Here is a 14,979-nt window from a genome sequence, read left to right on the forward strand (position 1 = left end):
CGCCGCCCGGTTGCTGGTACCCGGGTGCGGGTGCTTGCGGAGCATGTGGCGGGGGCTGAGAACCATAACCGGGGGGTGGTGGTTGCGAGCCTGGCTGCTCAGGACCTGGAAACTCATTCGGTGTGCTCATAGCAAGAACCATAGTCTTGGGGTGATCCCCTGCATAGGTGTACTAGTAAGTAGCAAAATGCCGGCCCGCCGTCGTGGCGGACCGGCATCAAGATCCCCTGGACCAGGGGCGCCCCAGCGCTGGGCCGGGGCTCGAACCAGGTGCTTATGCAGCCTTCACGAAAGCAACTTCGAGGGTGATGGTCACCTTGTCCGAAACCAGCACGCCGCCGGCTTCAAGTGCTGCGTTCCAGGTCAGACCGAAGTCCTTGCGGCTGATGACGGTCTTGGCTTCGAAACCTGCGCGGGTGGCGCCGAAAGCGTCTACCGCCACGCCGCCGAACTCGCCCTTGAAGGTCACTGTCTTGGTGATGCCGCGAATGGTCAGCTCGCCGGTCATTTCGAACTCTTCTTCATCGCCTGAAACGGAAGTGGAGACGAACGTCAGGGTGGGGAAGACCTCGACGTCGAAGAAATCGGCGCCGCGGACGTGGGCGTCGCGGTTGGCGTCGCCTGAGTTGAAGCTTGCGGCGGCGATGGTGGCCGTGACGGCGGTTTCGGCGAGGGTCTCGCCGAGCGTCAAGGAGCCTTCCATTTCGGTGAACTGGCCGCGGACCTTGGAGATTCCGGCGTGGCGGACCATGAAGCCAACCGTGCTGTGTGAGCCGTCAAGGTTCCAGGTGCCTTGTGTGAGGTCTGTGGATTCAATGGTTGTTACTGACATGGGGTGTCTCCTTGGGAAGAATGGATTTCAAGCCGCAGCGCATCCGTGGTGGGTGCCCTTCGAAAGGTATAAGCATGCGTTTGTATCTAATATTCCCGTGTGGCCAAAAACTTTTTGTCCCCCGGATTAACCCCTTGTTCACTAACTTTGAGAAACTGGGAGGCATGTCCCGAGTAACAGTTCATCTTTTGCGCCACGGTGAGGTATTTAATCCCGAAGGCGTGCTCTACGGCCGGCTCCCCGAGTTTCACCTTTCAGAGCGCGGCCTTGCCATGGCCCACATGGTTGCCGAGCATTTCGCCGCCCTGAAGAACGACGGCGCTGCCCCGGTTTACCTCGTGGCCTCACCTTTGACCCGGGCACAGGAAACGGCGCAGCCCACGGCCGCGGCCCTGGGCCTGGAGATCGTGACCGATCCGCGCATCATCGAGGCGGAGAACCACTTCGAGGGCATGAAGGTCAACAAGGCTGAGCTGCTCAAGCCCAGGCATTGGCGCTACTTCGTGAACCCGATGCGTCCCTCCTGGGGCGAGGCCTACGCGGCCCAGGCCGACCGCATGCTTGAAGCGGCGCGCGATGCCCGCCGTCGTGCCTTCGAGATTGGCGGCGACGGCGCGCAGGCCATCATGGTCAGCCACCAGCTGCCCATCTGGGCCACCCGGCGCAGCGCCGAGGGCAAGCGGCTGTGGCACGACCCCCGCAACCGCGAGTGCACACTCGCCTCGCTGACCTCACTCACCTTCGACGGCGAGAACATTGTCAATGTTGCGTACAGCGAACCCGCTGCAGCGCTTCTTCCCGGCGCCGCAACCACCCCCGGCGCCTGATGCCGCCGGCACACAGCTGACAGTCAGCTTTTCGACGTAGCGTAGAACACAATGCCATTTCTGCGTCTGCACCTTGGCTTCCACACGAAATGAAAGATTTGCGTCGTGACTTCCTCGATGAGCCGTAGATCGCTTTTTGCCGCCGGCGGCGCCGCGCTGACGGTGGCCCTGGCCGCATGCACCAGCAACGACCCCCTGGCGAAGCAGGCAAGCGCCGGGGACAACAAGAACTACATCGCAGGCGACGGCTCGGTGACTGAGTACGGGGCGGGCGACCGCAAGGACGCCGTGGAGTTCACGGCCACCTTTTTCGACGGCAAAAAAGTCGACGCGGCGACGTTCCCCGGCCAGGTCACCGTCATGAATTTCTGGTACGCGGCGTGCGCCCCGTGCCGTTTGGAGGCGCCGGACATGCAAGCCCTCAACACCGAATTCAGCCCCAAAGGCGTGGAGTTCCTGGGTGTCAACGTGCGGGATGAAAAAGCCACGGCCGAAGCCTTCGAGCGCAATTTTGGCTTGACATACCCCAGTATCGCGGACAAGGACGGCGGCGTGCTGCTGGCGTTGACCAAGTTCGTGCCCCCCGCCGCAGTTCCCACCACCTTGGTTCTGGACAAGAAGGGCCGCGTCTCCGCACGCATCCTCGGCGTTGCCGACAAGGGCACGCTGAAGGCCCTGATCACCTCCGCGCTGGCAGAAAACTAGCAGCCCGCCACCCGTGAACAATCCCTTCGCCCAAACAGTGCTCAGCGGCTCAATGCTGCTGGCGATCCCCGTTGCCCTGCTGGCCGGGCTTGTCTCCTTCCTGTCGCCGTGCGTGCTTCCGCTCGTGCCGGGGTATTTGGGCTACGTAACGGGGCTCAGCGGCGCCGACCTGCAGGAGCAGCGCCGCGGCCGGATGGTTGCCGGGATTGGACTGTTCGTGCTGGGATTCTCCGTAGTCTTCATGCTCATCGGTGCCGTGTTCGGCCAGCTCGGTGCCTGGCTGATGGGGCCCGACGCCGCATGGGTCACCCGGGTGCTTGGCCTCGTGGTGGTCTTCATGGGCGTCGTTTTCCTTGGCGGCATGAGCTGGTTCCAAGGCGAGGCGAAGATCCATGCGAAGCCGCCGGCCGGGCTGTGGGGCGCCCCCATCTTGGGGCTGACCTTTGGTTTGGGCTGGGCGCCGTGCATCGGGCCGACCTTCAGCGCCGTACAGCTGCTGGCGTTTTCCGACGGCCCGAATGCAGCCAAGGGCGCCTTCTTGACGTTCATTTACTGCCTTGGCCTAGGCCTGCCATTCCTGTTCATTGCCCTCGGGGCACGCAAGGGCCTGGGGGCCATGGCGTTCTTCAGGAAGCACCGCCGCGGACTGCAGTACTTTGGCGGCGGCATGTTAATTGTTTTGGGCTTGTTGATGGTGTCCGGACTGTGGGGCACCTGGATCAGCGAACTCCAGTTTTGGTTTGCCAATGAAGTGAGGTTGCCAATCTAATGAAAGAGACAGTGGTGAAAGAACCCAAGGGCACGGCGCAAAAGCCCGCCGGTCATGAAGTGGTGCTGCCGCAGCTGGGCTTTGTGGGCATGCTTCGCTGGGCTTGGCGGCAGCTGACAAGCATGCGCACGGCCTTGTTCCTGCTCCTGTTGTTGGCTGTGGCTGCCGTGCCTGGGTCCCTGTTCCCGCAGCGGCCCTCTGCGCCGTCGCAAGTCACCCAGTATCTGAAGGACAACCCGGTGTCGGGGCCCATCATGGACTGGTTCAAGCTCTTCGATGTATACTCCTCGCCGTGGTTTGCGGCCATCTACCTGCTGCTGTTCACCTCCCTGATCGGCTGCGTTCTGCCGCGTGCCAAGATCCACTGGCACGCCATGCGTTCCGCACCGCCGCGGACGCCCAAGCGGCTCTCCCGCCTTGCCGAATACGGCACAGTCACCATCCCCGCAGGCAGCGGCATTGACGCCGAAACCGCCGTCCACGAGGCCGCGGCCGTGCTGAAGTCCCGCCGCTACCGCGTCGACGTGCGCGACCTCGACACCGACCGCCCCTCGGTGGGTGCGGAAATTGGTTTCCTCAAGGAAGTCGGCAATCTCATCTTCCACACCGCCATGATCGGTGTCCTGGCGGCGGTCGCCGTCAGCGGCCTGTTCGGGTACAGCGGCCAGCGGGTCCTGGTTGAGGGTGAGACCTTCGTGAACACCCTTTCCAGCTACGACACGTTCACGCCCGGCGCCAACTTCGGTGATGACAAGCTGAGCCCCTACTCGGTGCAGCTCGACAAGCTCGTGGTCAAATACGACCGCTCAACGCAGGCCCACTATGGCCAGCCCCTGGACTTCAACGCCACCTTGACAGTCAAGGACGACCCCGGTGCCGAGGCCCAAACGAAGACCCTGAAGGTCAACGATCCGGTTTCCATTGGCGGAACCAATGTCTATCTTGTGGGCAACGGCTACGCGCCTGTCGTCACTGTCAAGGACGGTAAAGGCAACATTGCGTTCCAGGGTCCCGTCATCACCATCCCCACCGATGGCGCCTACACCTCACTGATGGTCATCAAGGTACCCGACGCCAAGCCCAACCAGCTGGGGTTTGTGGGCTTCTTCCTGCCCACGGCACTGTACAACGACAAGGGCGTGGCCTTTGGCTCCGACCCAGACCCGTTCAACCCGGTGCTGAACCTGAACGCCTACACCGGCGACCTCGGCCTGGACAGCGGCGTGCCGCGCAATGTTTACACGCTGGACACCTCAAAGCTGAAGGAGATCAACTCCCGCACCCTGGCCTCCGGCGGCATCGTCCTGGCCCCGGGCAAGAGCTACACGCTGCCAGGAAACAACGGCAGTATCAGCTTTGACGGCATCAAGCGATTTGCCGCCCTTGACATCCGGCACGACCCCGGCCAGGGCTACGTCCTGGTGTTCGCACTCCTGGCCCTTGCCGGACTCATGGGCTCCTTGTTCCTGAACCGGCGCCGCGTGTGGATCCGCACGGGCAACCACCCCGACGGGCGCACCATGGTCGAGTTCGGCCTGCTGGCCCGCGGCGAGGACCACCGCCTGGCAGGCGAATATCAGGCCATCAAAAAGGCCCTGCATGCGAAGTGGCTGGTGCCAATGGATGATGCAGAGCAAAATGGTGGACAGGCACAATCAACAACCGACAACTCCGAACACGGCGTCAGCGCTGCAGCTAAGGACCAGTAATGTCAGACATCAATGAGGGCTTTGCCCAACTCAGCGAACAGCTCATGCTGGTGGCCGGGGTGGCCTACGCAGTGGCTTTTTGCGCCTACGCATGGGACCTGGTGACATTTAGCCAGACCATCAAGCGGGGAATCGCCGTCGAAAAGGCGGCCAAGGCCGCTGCCGTCGAGCCGGCCGAAGCCGTGCTGGCCGGCGTCGGCGCGCAGGGTGCGCGTGGGGCCGCAGGGCAGGACCTGGGCGTGGGGCCGCAGGACCGCGGCGTGCGCCCCAGCAGCAAGACCCATGCAGGGTCCGACGGCGTCACCGCCGGAGACTCCATGCTCTACGGCAAGGAACGGCGCGTGGTGGCCCGGGTCGCCGTCGCGCTGACTGTTGTTGCCGTCGTCGTGCAGGGCCTTGCAGTGCTCTTCCGCGGTCTGGCAGCCTCGCGCGTGCCGTGGGGCAACATGTACGAATTCTGCACCACTGGCAGCTTCGCCGTCGCCATTGTGTTCCTGCTGGTCCTGACCCGTCGCGACCTGCGCTTCCTTGGCACGTTTGTGATCGGACTGGTGCTGGTGATGATCACGGCGGCCTCGGTGTCGTTCTGGACCCCCGTGGGCCATCTTGTTCCTGCGCTGCAGAGCTACTGGCTTGTCATCCACGTCTCCATCGCAGTGATTTCCTCGTCCCTTTTCACGTTGACGTTCGCCATGTCCGTCCTGCAGCTCTTCCAATCCAAGCGCGAAGCGTCGATCTCCTCCGGCAAGGCGGACAAGTTCCCCGTCATGCGCCTGGTCCCGAACGCGCTGAGCCTTGAGAACCTGTCCTACCGAATCAACAGCATCGCCTTTGTTGGCTGGACAGTGACGGTCATGTTCGGTTCCATCTGGGCCGAAAAGGCCTGGGGCCGCTTCTGGGGTTGGGATACCAAGGAAGTATGGTCGTTTGTTATTTGGGTTGTCTACGCCGGTTACCTGCACGCCCGCGCCACCAAGGGCTGGACGGGCACCCGGGCAGCCTGGCTCTCCATTGTTGGCTACCTCTGCGTGGTCTTCAATTTCACCATTGTGAACGTGTACTTCTCAGGCCTGCACTCCTACGCGGGTGTTGGCGGCTAGTCAGTTGAGATTGCAGAAAATGACGCCCCGGGTTGCCCCGGGGCGTCTTTTTGTGCAGGAAGTTACTTCATGCCGCCCTTGTGAGGGCGCAGGCGTGGACGGCGCCCTACATGCTGCCGACCTGGTCCCCGCCCGTGATCGCCGCCAGGGTGCCTGTGAGAACTGAGCGGTGCGCCATGTCGCGGCAGCCGAGGATGTCGATGAATCGACAAATGATCCCGTTCGCGGGTTTCGACACCGGTAGAACGGTGTCGAAACCCGCGAACGGGATCATTTGTCAAAAAGGGGCGTTACAAGGTGCTCAGCTGGCCCTGGCTGACAGACCAGCGGGTGTCCAACCGCACGTTGTCGAGCAGGCGGCGGTCGTGGGTGACGAGCAGCAACGTGCCCTCATAGCTCTCCAGTGCTTCTTCCAATTGCTCGATGGCGGGCAGGTCAAGGTGGTTGGTCGGCTCGTCCAGGACCAGCACGTTGACGCCACGGGCCTGCAGCAGCGCCAACGACGCGCGGGTTCGTTCGCCGGGGGACAGGGCGTCGACGGGGCTTGTCACCTGGTCGGCCTTCAGCCCAAACTTTGCCAGCAGCGTGCGCACCTCGGCCTGGTTCAGCTCCGGGACAAGCGACTCAAACGCCGCGCCCAGGGGAATGTCCTCCGGGAACTGGCTGCGGGCCTGGTCAATTTCGCCCACCGCTACGTTGCTGCCCAGGGATGCCGTGCCGCTGTCGGGGGGAGTGTGGCCAAGCAGCAGCCTGAGCAGGGTTGATTTGCCGGCGCCGTTGGGGCCGGTGATGCCGATCCGTTCGCCGGCGTTGACCTGCGCCGAAACAGGACCGAACGTGAAATCGCCCTGTTGCACCAGCGCTTCATTCAGTGTGGAAACCACTGTGCTCGACCGTGGTGCTGCGCCGATGCTGAACTGCAGCGCCCACTCCTTGCGGGGTTCGGCAACCTCGTCGAGGCGGGCGATCCGAGACTCCATCTGCCGCACCTTCTGGGCCTGCTTTTCGCTGGATTCGCTGGCCGCCTTGCGCCTGATCTTGTCGTTGTCGGGGCTCTTCTTCATGGCGTTACGCACGCCCTGCGAGCTCCATTCACGCTGCACCCGGGCACGCCCCACAAGGTCTGCCTTCTTGTCTGCGAACTCGTCATAGGCCTCGCGGGCGTGGCGCTTGGCGATTGCGCGCTCCTCCAGGAAGGAATCGTAGCCGCCGTCGTACACGCCAACCTTGTTCTGCGCCAGGTCCAGTTCAACCACGGAGGTGATGGTGCGGGCAAGGAACTCCCTGTCGTGCGAGACGAGCACGACGCCGCCGCGCAGGCCTGTCACGAATTCCTCCAACCGTGCCAGGCCGGCCAGGTCGAGGTCGTTGGTTGGTTCATCCAACAAGACGATGTCGAAACGGCTCAGGAGCAGTGCGGCGAGGGCGACCCTGGCAGCCTGGCCGCCGGAGAGTCCCACCATGAGGGCCTCGGGGCCAACGTCGAGGCCAAGCTCGGCCAGAGTCGCCGGGATGCGGTCCTCAAGATCGGCGGCACCGCAGGCAAGCCAGCGGTCAAGCGCATTGGCGTACTTGTCATCGTCCTCGGAATTGCCCGAGCCAAGTGCCTCGGCGGATGCCTCCATGGCATCGGTCGCCTCGGTGCAGCCTGTGCGGCGGCCAATGTAGCCGGCGATGGTTTCACCCTCAAAGCGTTCATGTTCCTGTGGCAACCACCCGACGAAGGCGTCCTGGGGTGCCGTGCTGACGCTGCCGGCCTGGGGCTTGTCGGCCCCTGCCAGCAGCCGCAGCAGCGTTGACTTGCCCGCACCGTTGGCGCCCACGACGCCGATGACGTCGCCCCGGGCGACAGTGAATGAAAGGTTGCTAAATAAGGTGCGGTGGGCGTGGCCTCCGGAGAGGTCCTTCACCACAAGTGTTGCGCTCATAACTCAATCTTAAGTTGCTTCGGGGTGCCGCGAGGACAGCAGCGGTGTACGGCACAGGCCTCTATGCGAAGGAAAAACCACTGTCTGAAGCAATCACACTCGAGGAAACCGCCGACGAGTGGGCCCAGCGCCATGCCAGTCGCGGCTACCTGTTTGGGGCTGCAGCTAGCGTTCTTCCGGCGCCAACGGTGGTGTGCCCAGTGAAAGCCAGTTTTCCCTATTGGCAAGGGCTGCTCCTTCGGCATCCCCCGACGTCGCGAGCCTGATGATCTCGGCGTGGACGGTGACTGAATGCCGTGCGGCATGAGAACTGAAGCGCTGCCTTTCAACGCGAAGCAGTAGCGGAAGAGTCGAATCTAAAACGGTCGAAATTTTCTCATTGCCGCAGGAGTCGATAATCACGGCGTGGAATTCGCCATCTGCAGCCAAGGCGGCGTCGACGTCGTCGTTCTCCAAGGACGCGGCAAATCGGGCATTGGCAGCGGTCATCGCCGCTAGTTGCTCACCGTTCAGTGTGGGGACCGCGAGACGTGTGGCCAGTTCATGCATGGCAGCCACTACCTCCTGGGCGTCGAGGGTGGATTTGGTGTCAACCGGGGCAACCATCGTGGCTCGGCCGGGCTGGGTAACCACAAGGCCGGCCCGTTCCAGCCGCAGCAGCGCCTCACGAATTGGCGTCCGGCTCACGCCCAGCCACGATTCCAACTCGGGATCCTTGAGCCGTTCGCCCGGGGCGAAGGTGCCGTCAACAATGGCGTTGCGCAGGGATGTGTACACGTCGTCGCGCAACAGCGAGCGTTTGTGGATGCCATGGGGCGGGGGAGTGGGCATGCAACATAGGATATATCGCCGCGGCAGAGGTTTTGGCCCCGCCCCGCCGCGACTCAGCCGGTTGCGGGAAATAACGCGCCAGCCATTGACACTCCCGCAAAATTGGTATGCAATATATTGCATACGCACTTCCGGGATTGTGCCCCACGTCTGAAGGAAAAAACCATGGCAATCACCGATTTCGAACGTTATCCGCTGACCTTTGGCCCCAGCCCCGTCCACGATCTGCCCCGCCTCACACAGCATCTGGGAGGCGCGAGGATGTGAACAGCGGCCTCGCCTTTGGCGGCAACAAGACGCGCAAGCTTGAATACATCGTCCCGGACGCCATCGCCCAAGGCGCAGACACCCTCGTCTCCATTGGTGGGTACCAGTCAAACCACACCCGCCAGGTGGCGGCCGTCGCCGCAAAGATCGGCATGAAGGCCCGGTTGGTGCAGGAAAACTGGGTTGACTGGCCGGACCCGCTCAGCGACCGTGTGGGCAATATTCAGCTCTCCCGCATCATGGGTGCCGATGTTCGTCTGGACAAAGCCGGTTTCGACATTGGCATTCGCAGCAGCTGGGAGCAGGCCATCAAGGATGTGGAAGATGCCGGCGGCAAGCCGTACCCCATCCCGGCAGGGGCCTCTGAGCACCACTTGGGCGGACTGGGCTTCGCTAATTGGGCCTACGAGGTTCAGCGGCAGGAACAGGAACTGGGTGTCTTCTTTGACACCATCATCGTCTGCACGGTCACCGGCTCAACCCATGCCGGCATGATTGCCGGTTTCGCCGGACAGGACCGCCAGCGTCGGGTCATTGGCATTGACGCGTCGGCAACGATTGAAAAGACCCGTGACCAGGTGGGGCGGATCGCGCGCCACACGGCGGAGCTGATTGGCCTGGGCCGAGAGCCGCGTGAGGACGAGATTACCGTCATGGAGGGCTGGGCCGGGGACTACTACGGCATTCCCGTCGAGTCCACCATGGAAGCCATCCACCTCACAGGCTCACTTGAAGGGATGATCATCGACCCCGTTTACGAAGGAAAGTCCATGGCGGGTTTGATCGATCTCGTAAAAAACAAGGACATTCCGGCCTCAAGCAACGTCCTTTATGCACACCTGGGTGGGCAGCTTGCCCTGAACGCCTATAGCGGGCTGTTCCGCTAGGCGAGCGGCTGCCAACCCTGCGGATTGCATTGAAGGCCGGGCGTGTGTGGGTTAGGGTGAATCCTTGTGAGATAGATAACGCAGCCCCGCCCGCGCCGATCGCTCAGCCACTGTTGCGGCAGGCGGATCGCGTCAGAAGCCTGCCAATCCACGAATTTTGTTAAAAGGCCGTTGTGCGCTCGTTGCCTGACAAACCCGCCGGAAGACCCGATATCCGCTCACCCGGGCGCTACCTGCTGGGACTGGCAGGGTTCGTGATTGTCCAGACGGTGCTGGCCCGCTGGGCCCAGCGCGAGGGCATGGTGCTGGGCGAGAAGGTGTTTGCCCAGCTGCGCGAGGAGTTCATGGAACAAGTCACCTCGCCCCGTTGTCCACGGTGGAAAACGCAGGCACGGGGGACCTCGTCCCGCGCACCACCAACGTCGTGGAGTCCGTATCGCACACCGTACGTTTTGGCGTGCCGCAGGTCTTGGTATCCGTTGCGACAATTGCGCTGACGGCGGCTGCCGCCGTGTTTGCCAGTCCGCTCGTGGCAGCGGCGCTGCTGGTGGGTGTGCCGCTTCTGGTGCTGGCCGAACCGCAAGCAGCCAGGTACCTTGGGTTCTCGCTCGGCGCTGTCCTGTCAAGGCGGACTGTGGTGGCGATTGCGCACAGGCTGCAGACTGCGCACGACGCCGACAGGGTGGCCGTGGTGGAAAAGGGGTGCATCTGCGAGCTGGGCTCGCACGCTGAACTGCTGGCGCAGGACGGCGCCTACGCTGCCCTGTGGAACTCGTGGCGGTCCGACTCCTGAGCCTGTTGAACGCAGGGAAATGGGCGTAACGTTCGAAGAGGGGCGCGTTGGACCGGCCGGCCCGGTGCGCAACGTTTCGCAGTGAGAAGGAGTTCGCAATGCCTGACAAACAGCCACACCACCACGAACACAAGAAAATTGACAAGGGCCACGCCATCAAGGCCAAGCGCGCCGAGAAGAAGGCCCGGGGCGCAGCTGACGAGTCTGCCGACCCCGTCGCCCACATCACGAAGAAGCGCTAGACCTTGATCCTCGGCGGACCACCTGCGGGCTATATGCGTATGCATGGAATAGCCCGCGGGTGGTCCGGGTTGTGACCAGCATGGAAGCAATCGTCAAGAAGCGCATAGGTTTCCTGTCCTCCGGCCATTGCGGCACAGGGCACGGATCGCACACCAATTCGGCCGCCGACGCACTACACCAGGGCATTGACCTTGCCGTCGCGGCTGAGGAACTGGGCATCGACGGTGCGTTTTCCGCGTGCACCAGCCGCAATGACATCGGCAGGCACGCGCCCCTAGGTGGAAAGCGGCTGCTGCGTACTGAGCCGCAGTCCCGGGCCTTTCACAGCGCATCTGGTGGGCTGCGGGCATCCGGGCCCCGGCTTCACGCTTCGGGGCCCCTAGTCGCAGCGTCATCGCCCCCGCGATCCGCTGGATACTGGTCACGCCGTAGATGATGGAGTCCGCCCAGGGCTGGGCCAAGCCGCGAAAACGACGTTGCTCCACGGGTGTTTTGCGGGTTGCCCGCTGTTTCGGCCATAAGGACCCTCGATGGACCAGATCAGGTGGCCGATTGGGTCGGCTGAAGAGTGTGTTCAGAGGCTTCCAGGGCGCTCCTTTGGCACGTGGAATTCAAGTGCGGCTGCGGTGGTAAAATCGGGGTTGGAGCAATCCCCCTAACTTTTAGCGTCACCGGCCCAGCTTTGGCCGAATGCGTCGCACGAGAAGGTGGCACATCGCCGCCGGCCGCCCACTACAGCAACAAGTCTGGAACCCATGAGAAGAACACCACGCCGTACCCCGCCCGCCCTAGAGAATGGTGCAATGCGTATCGTTGCCCTCGGTGGATTGGGGGAGATCGGGCGCAACATGACCGTCTTCGAATTCGACGGCAAGCTGCTGATCGTCGACTGCGGGGTGCTCTTTCCCGAGGAGCACCACCCAGGCGTTGATCTGATTCTGCCTGACTTCTCCTACCTTGACGGCAGATGGCAGGACGTCGTGGGCCTCGTGCTGACGCACGGCCACGAGGACCACATTGGCGGTGTGCCGTACCTGCTCAAGAAACGCGGCGACATTCCCGTGATCTCCGCCAAGCTGACGCTCGCATTCCTGAAGACCAAGCTCGACGAGCACCGCATCAGGGGCAAGCTGATCACCGTCAAGGAAGGCGACCGTCGCAAGTTCGGTCCGTTCGACGTCGAATTCCTGGCTGTCAACCACTCCATCCCTGACGGTTTGGCCGTCGCCATCCGCACTCCTGCCGGCCTTGTGCTGGAAACCGGCGACTTCAAGATGGACCAGTTCCCGCTGGACAAGCGCATCACCGACCTTGCAGGCTTTGCCCGCTTGGGCGAGGAGGGCGTTGACTTGTTCATGCCCGACTCCACCAACGCCGAGGTTCCGGGCTTCCTGGCAGCTGAAGCCGACCTGATTCCCGCCATCGATCAGGTCATGCGCACCGCGCCGCGCCGCGTCGTGGTTTCCAGCTTCGCCAGCCACGTGCACCGCATCCAGCAGATCATCGATTCCGCTGCCAAGTACAACCGCAAGATCGCCTTCGTGGGCCGCTCCATGGTTCGCAACATGGGCACGGCAAGCGACCTTGGCTACCTGAAGATTCCCAAGGGAATGCTCGTTGATGCCAAGGAACTGGAGAAGATGGCCCCCAACAAGGCAGTTCTCATCTGCACCGGTTCACAGGGTGAGCCCATGGCAGCGCTGGCCCGCATGGCCAACGGCGACCACCAGATCCGTCTGACCGAAGGGGACACCGTCCTGCTGGCCAGCTCGCTGGTTCCCGGCAACGAGTCATCGATCTACCGCCTGATCAACGACCTCACCAAGCAGGGCGCCAATGTCATTCACAAGGGCAACGCAAAGGTCCACGTCTCCGGGCACGCCAGCGCGGGTGAGCTCGTGTACTGCTACAACCTGGTCAGGCCCAAGAACGTCATGCCTGTCCACGGTGAATACCGCCACCTGAAGGCCAACGCCGAACTCGCCGTGCGCACCGGTGTTGACCCCAAGAAGGCGTTCATTGTTGAAGACGGCACCACCATTGACCTCAAGAACGGCATTGCCCGCGTGACAGGCAACGTTCCTGCCGCTTACGTGTACGTTGAGAACATGGTTGCCGGTGCCGCCACGGAGGAGTCCCTGCAGGACCGGCTCCGCCTGGGTGCCGATGGTGCTGTCACTCTTCTGCTGATCATGGATCCGGAAACCGGACGGATCGAAGAGGACCCGGAATTCTTCCCCGTGGGCTTCAGCTTCACGGAGAAGGACATCGAAAAGGCAACCGTCATTGTGGAGAAGGCTGTTGCTTCGCTCCGTGGCGAGAAGACCGGTCCCGAAGCCGAGAAGGCCATCGCCAACGCTCTGCTGCGCTGGTCGGACCGCGCGCTGCGCCGCAAGCCGGTCTACACGGTCATCACCGTCGACGCCTAAGCTTCACGCAATTTGAGGGCCCGTCCGGGTACCCAGTCCGTCATGGACAGGGCACCCGGACGGGCCCTGGCTTTTAAGGGGCGGCTTGAGCGGACCGCTCAGGCGCCGCCGTCGAGCCTTGATGTACGACGGCGGCACATGGCTTTAGGGTGTTGGCCCGCCTGATCCGGGTTCTTGGGAATGCTCGCTGTGGACCCCGTGGAGCAGGGCCGCAGCTGCTTCATCCGGGGCAATCTGCAGGTTGTCCCGGAGCCATTCGACGGCCCGGCGCTGCATGGTGGCGTCGTGAAATGTGTACCAGGCCTTGCTGACGTCCGGATAGTGGTGAAGGACGTCCTTGAAGTGGCGGAACGGGTGGCTGCGGTCAATGGAGCGCTCCAGGTCCTCCCTGCACCGGGAATCCTCCACGCCGGCAATAAATGCCTCCATGTCTCGGTAGCCTTCATGTGAGCCCACAGCTTCGATTCGGATGCCGCCGCGTTCATCCACATCCCAGCCCTCGGCCTCGGCTTCGTCGGCTGTTTCCTCTCCCCACAGTTGGATCCCGCCGGTGGCGGGATCCAACCAGAAGAAGGTGTCATAGTCCATGAAATTGGTGTCGAGGGCCGTGGCCAGGTCCTCAAGGTTTACATCGCTTATGTGCAGCATGGCTCGGTCCTCCGTTGTGCCGCCTCGGGCCAAACTCCAAAGCCCGTGAAACAATACTTTCGCGTGGCTTTGGATTCTGCAAGGGGACCGGGTGGACGGGTTTCAGGACTGCTATTTTTCACGCCGGATGGTTACAGCGGGCAACAGCCTGGCGTCCCCAAAGAGCTGTCCGCCGTGTATGTGCCCTCGAACTAATATCGTCCTGGGTGCGCTCAGTGCGGACCCCGATTCTCGCCGGTAGAAGGAGCGAACCCTGTTGACACGTTTCGTCCGCTAACTGTTATTGGTACAAGCCATTCACTTTCCGGTTTGTAGCCCAGTGCGAGCGGCGCGGTTGTCCGATGGCCGACCAGTTGTGTTCTTCCCTTGGGCGATGCGTCCCTCGGTCGGGGCGTGGTTCGCCGGGTCCCGGAGCGAAGGTTGTCGGCCATGGTAACCATGAGCTTAACTACGTCTTGATCCTCGCTGTTCAAATTGTTGACCACCCGGATGTGGCGTGCGCGGAGGCCAACATAGTGCCCGCTTTCCATGCCGTCCAGCCATCGTGAGAGTGCGTCCCATTTGATCACCAGCAAGTCTGGAATTCCCTCACCAACACGCCACAGGATGAACTGCCGCCTGCTGGTATCGGTTAGAAGACCCTTGTGCATGGGGCGGAACTTGTGCAGTGAAGTCGTCAGGGATGTTTGGGTTTGCGGCAACGTCTTGCGGGCCTTTGCCCCAAGGCGAGAGCCAACGTCTGCGTACGCAAAGATCCCGTAGCTGTAATTGCAAATGTCATTGATGAACTTGGAGTGGGTTGTTGGCGTCCAATGTTCCTCACGGGCATCCTTAGGGCTCATAGACCTTTGAATCTTGGCATCCACTTGAAGCGCGGCGCGCATCTGGTGAAAGAAGTCACCGTAGCTGGACGGGCAGAAGAAATCCAAAGTCCGTTGAAGCTCGCGAACTTCATTGGCGCTAGCTCCAATTTGGCTCCGAAAGACCGGGAATTGTGGTGCTGGCAGGATT

General features: G+C 62.5%; 13 protein-coding genes and 3 pseudogenes. 10 read left to right on the forward strand and 6 right to left on the reverse strand.

Annotated elements, in window-relative coordinates; genetic code table 11:
- Positions 1–274: 274 nt before the first annotated feature.
- Positions 275–832 (reverse strand): YceI family protein, encoded by a 558-nt coding sequence (locus AAGW05_RS15970; protein WP_411805545.1) that lies wholly within the window; start codon positions 830–832, stop codon positions 275–277.
- Between the two features lie 164 nt (positions 833–996).
- On the opposite strand from AAGW05_RS15970, the gene AAGW05_RS15975 reads away from it, so the two are divergent.
- From AAGW05_RS15975 to ccsB, 5 genes are all read left to right on the forward strand, one after another.
- Entirely contained in the window at positions 997–1,659 is a 663-nt protein-coding gene (locus AAGW05_RS15975) for a histidine phosphatase family protein (protein ID WP_411805546.1), read from the forward strand.
- 117 nt (positions 1,660–1,776) lie between these two features.
- Positions 1,777–2,364, forward strand: a complete 588-nt coding sequence (locus tag AAGW05_RS15980; protein ID WP_411805547.1) for a TlpA family protein disulfide reductase — start codon at positions 1,777–1,779, stop codon at positions 2,362–2,364.
- Positions 2,365–2,377: 13 nt separating this feature from the next.
- Positions 2,378–3,133, forward strand: coding sequence for a cytochrome c biogenesis CcdA family protein (locus tag AAGW05_RS15985; RefSeq protein ID WP_411805548.1), 756 nt, complete (start codon positions 2,378–2,380; stop codon positions 3,131–3,133).
- Positions 3,133–4,842 carry a cytochrome c biogenesis protein ResB gene (locus tag AAGW05_RS15990; RefSeq protein WP_411805549.1) on the forward strand — a complete coding sequence of 570 codons (1,710 nt, stop codon included), beginning with the start codon at positions 3,133–3,135 and terminating at the stop codon, positions 4,840–4,842. The genes AAGW05_RS15985 and AAGW05_RS15990 overlap by 1 nt, the downstream gene beginning before the upstream one ends.
- On the forward strand, positions 4,842–5,942 hold the full coding sequence (ccsB, locus tag AAGW05_RS15995; protein WP_411805550.1) for a c-type cytochrome biogenesis protein CcsB: 1,101 nt from the start codon (positions 4,842–4,844) through the stop codon (positions 5,940–5,942). The genes AAGW05_RS15990 and ccsB overlap by 1 nt, the downstream gene beginning before the upstream one ends.
- 106 nt (positions 5,943–6,048) lie before the next feature.
- Here the strand turns inward: ccsB and AAGW05_RS16000 are convergent, their stop codons facing one another.
- The 3 genes from AAGW05_RS16000 to AAGW05_RS16010 form a co-directional block, all read right to left on the reverse strand.
- A complete protein-coding gene (locus AAGW05_RS16000) occupies positions 6,049–6,180 on the reverse strand; it encodes a hypothetical protein (protein ID WP_411805551.1) in 132 nt (43 codons plus the stop codon).
- A 52-nt stretch (positions 6,181–6,232) separates the two neighbouring features.
- Positions 6,233–7,870 carry an ABC-F family ATP-binding cassette domain-containing protein gene (locus AAGW05_RS16005; protein WP_411805553.1) on the reverse strand — a complete coding sequence of 546 codons (1,638 nt, stop codon included), beginning with the start codon at positions 7,868–7,870 and terminating at the stop codon, positions 6,233–6,235.
- Positions 7,871–8,035: 165 nt separating this feature from the next.
- Complete coding sequence (locus AAGW05_RS16010; RefSeq protein WP_411805554.1) at positions 8,036–8,701, reverse strand: GntR family transcriptional regulator; 666 nt, start codon at positions 8,699–8,701, stop codon at positions 8,036–8,038.
- A gap of 165 nt (positions 8,702–8,866) precedes the next feature.
- Between AAGW05_RS16010 and AAGW05_RS16015 the strand changes: the two are divergent.
- The 5 genes and pseudogenes from AAGW05_RS16015 to AAGW05_RS16035 all read left to right on the forward strand — a co-directional run bounded on the left by AAGW05_RS16015 (position 8,867) and on the right by AAGW05_RS16035 (position 13,320).
- Positions 8,867–9,855, forward strand: a pseudogene (locus AAGW05_RS16015) (1-aminocyclopropane-1-carboxylate deaminase).
- Between the two features lie 490 nt (positions 9,856–10,345).
- Positions 10,346–10,648: pseudogene (locus tag AAGW05_RS16020) on the forward strand (ABC transporter ATP-binding protein); the annotation flags it as partial.
- A gap of 98 nt (positions 10,649–10,746) precedes the next feature.
- Entirely contained in the window at positions 10,747–10,890 is a 144-nt protein-coding gene (locus AAGW05_RS16025) for a hypothetical protein (protein WP_411805555.1), read from the forward strand.
- 80 nt (positions 10,891–10,970) lie between these two features.
- A pseudogene (locus tag AAGW05_RS16030) lies at positions 10,971–11,123 on the forward strand (alkane 1-monooxygenase); the annotation flags it as partial.
- A gap of 571 nt (positions 11,124–11,694) precedes the next feature.
- On the forward strand, positions 11,695–13,320 hold the full coding sequence (locus AAGW05_RS16035) for a ribonuclease J (protein ID WP_411805556.1): 1,626 nt from the start codon (positions 11,695–11,697) through the stop codon (positions 13,318–13,320).
- Between the two features lie 144 nt (positions 13,321–13,464).
- On the opposite strand, the gene AAGW05_RS16040 is transcribed toward AAGW05_RS16035, so the two are convergent.
- Entirely contained in the window at positions 13,465–13,968 is a 504-nt protein-coding gene (locus tag AAGW05_RS16040) for a UPF0158 family protein (protein ID WP_411805557.1), read from the reverse strand.
- Between the two features lie 212 nt (positions 13,969–14,180).
- Positions 14,181–14,979 (reverse strand): hypothetical protein (locus AAGW05_RS16045; protein ID WP_411805558.1); only part of this gene is annotated, 799 nt, incomplete at its 5' end.

Source organism: Arthrobacter sp. LAPM80, from assembly GCF_046736435.1.
In the GTDB taxonomy this organism is placed as follows: Bacteria; Actinomycetota; Actinomycetes; order Actinomycetales; family Micrococcaceae; genus Specibacter.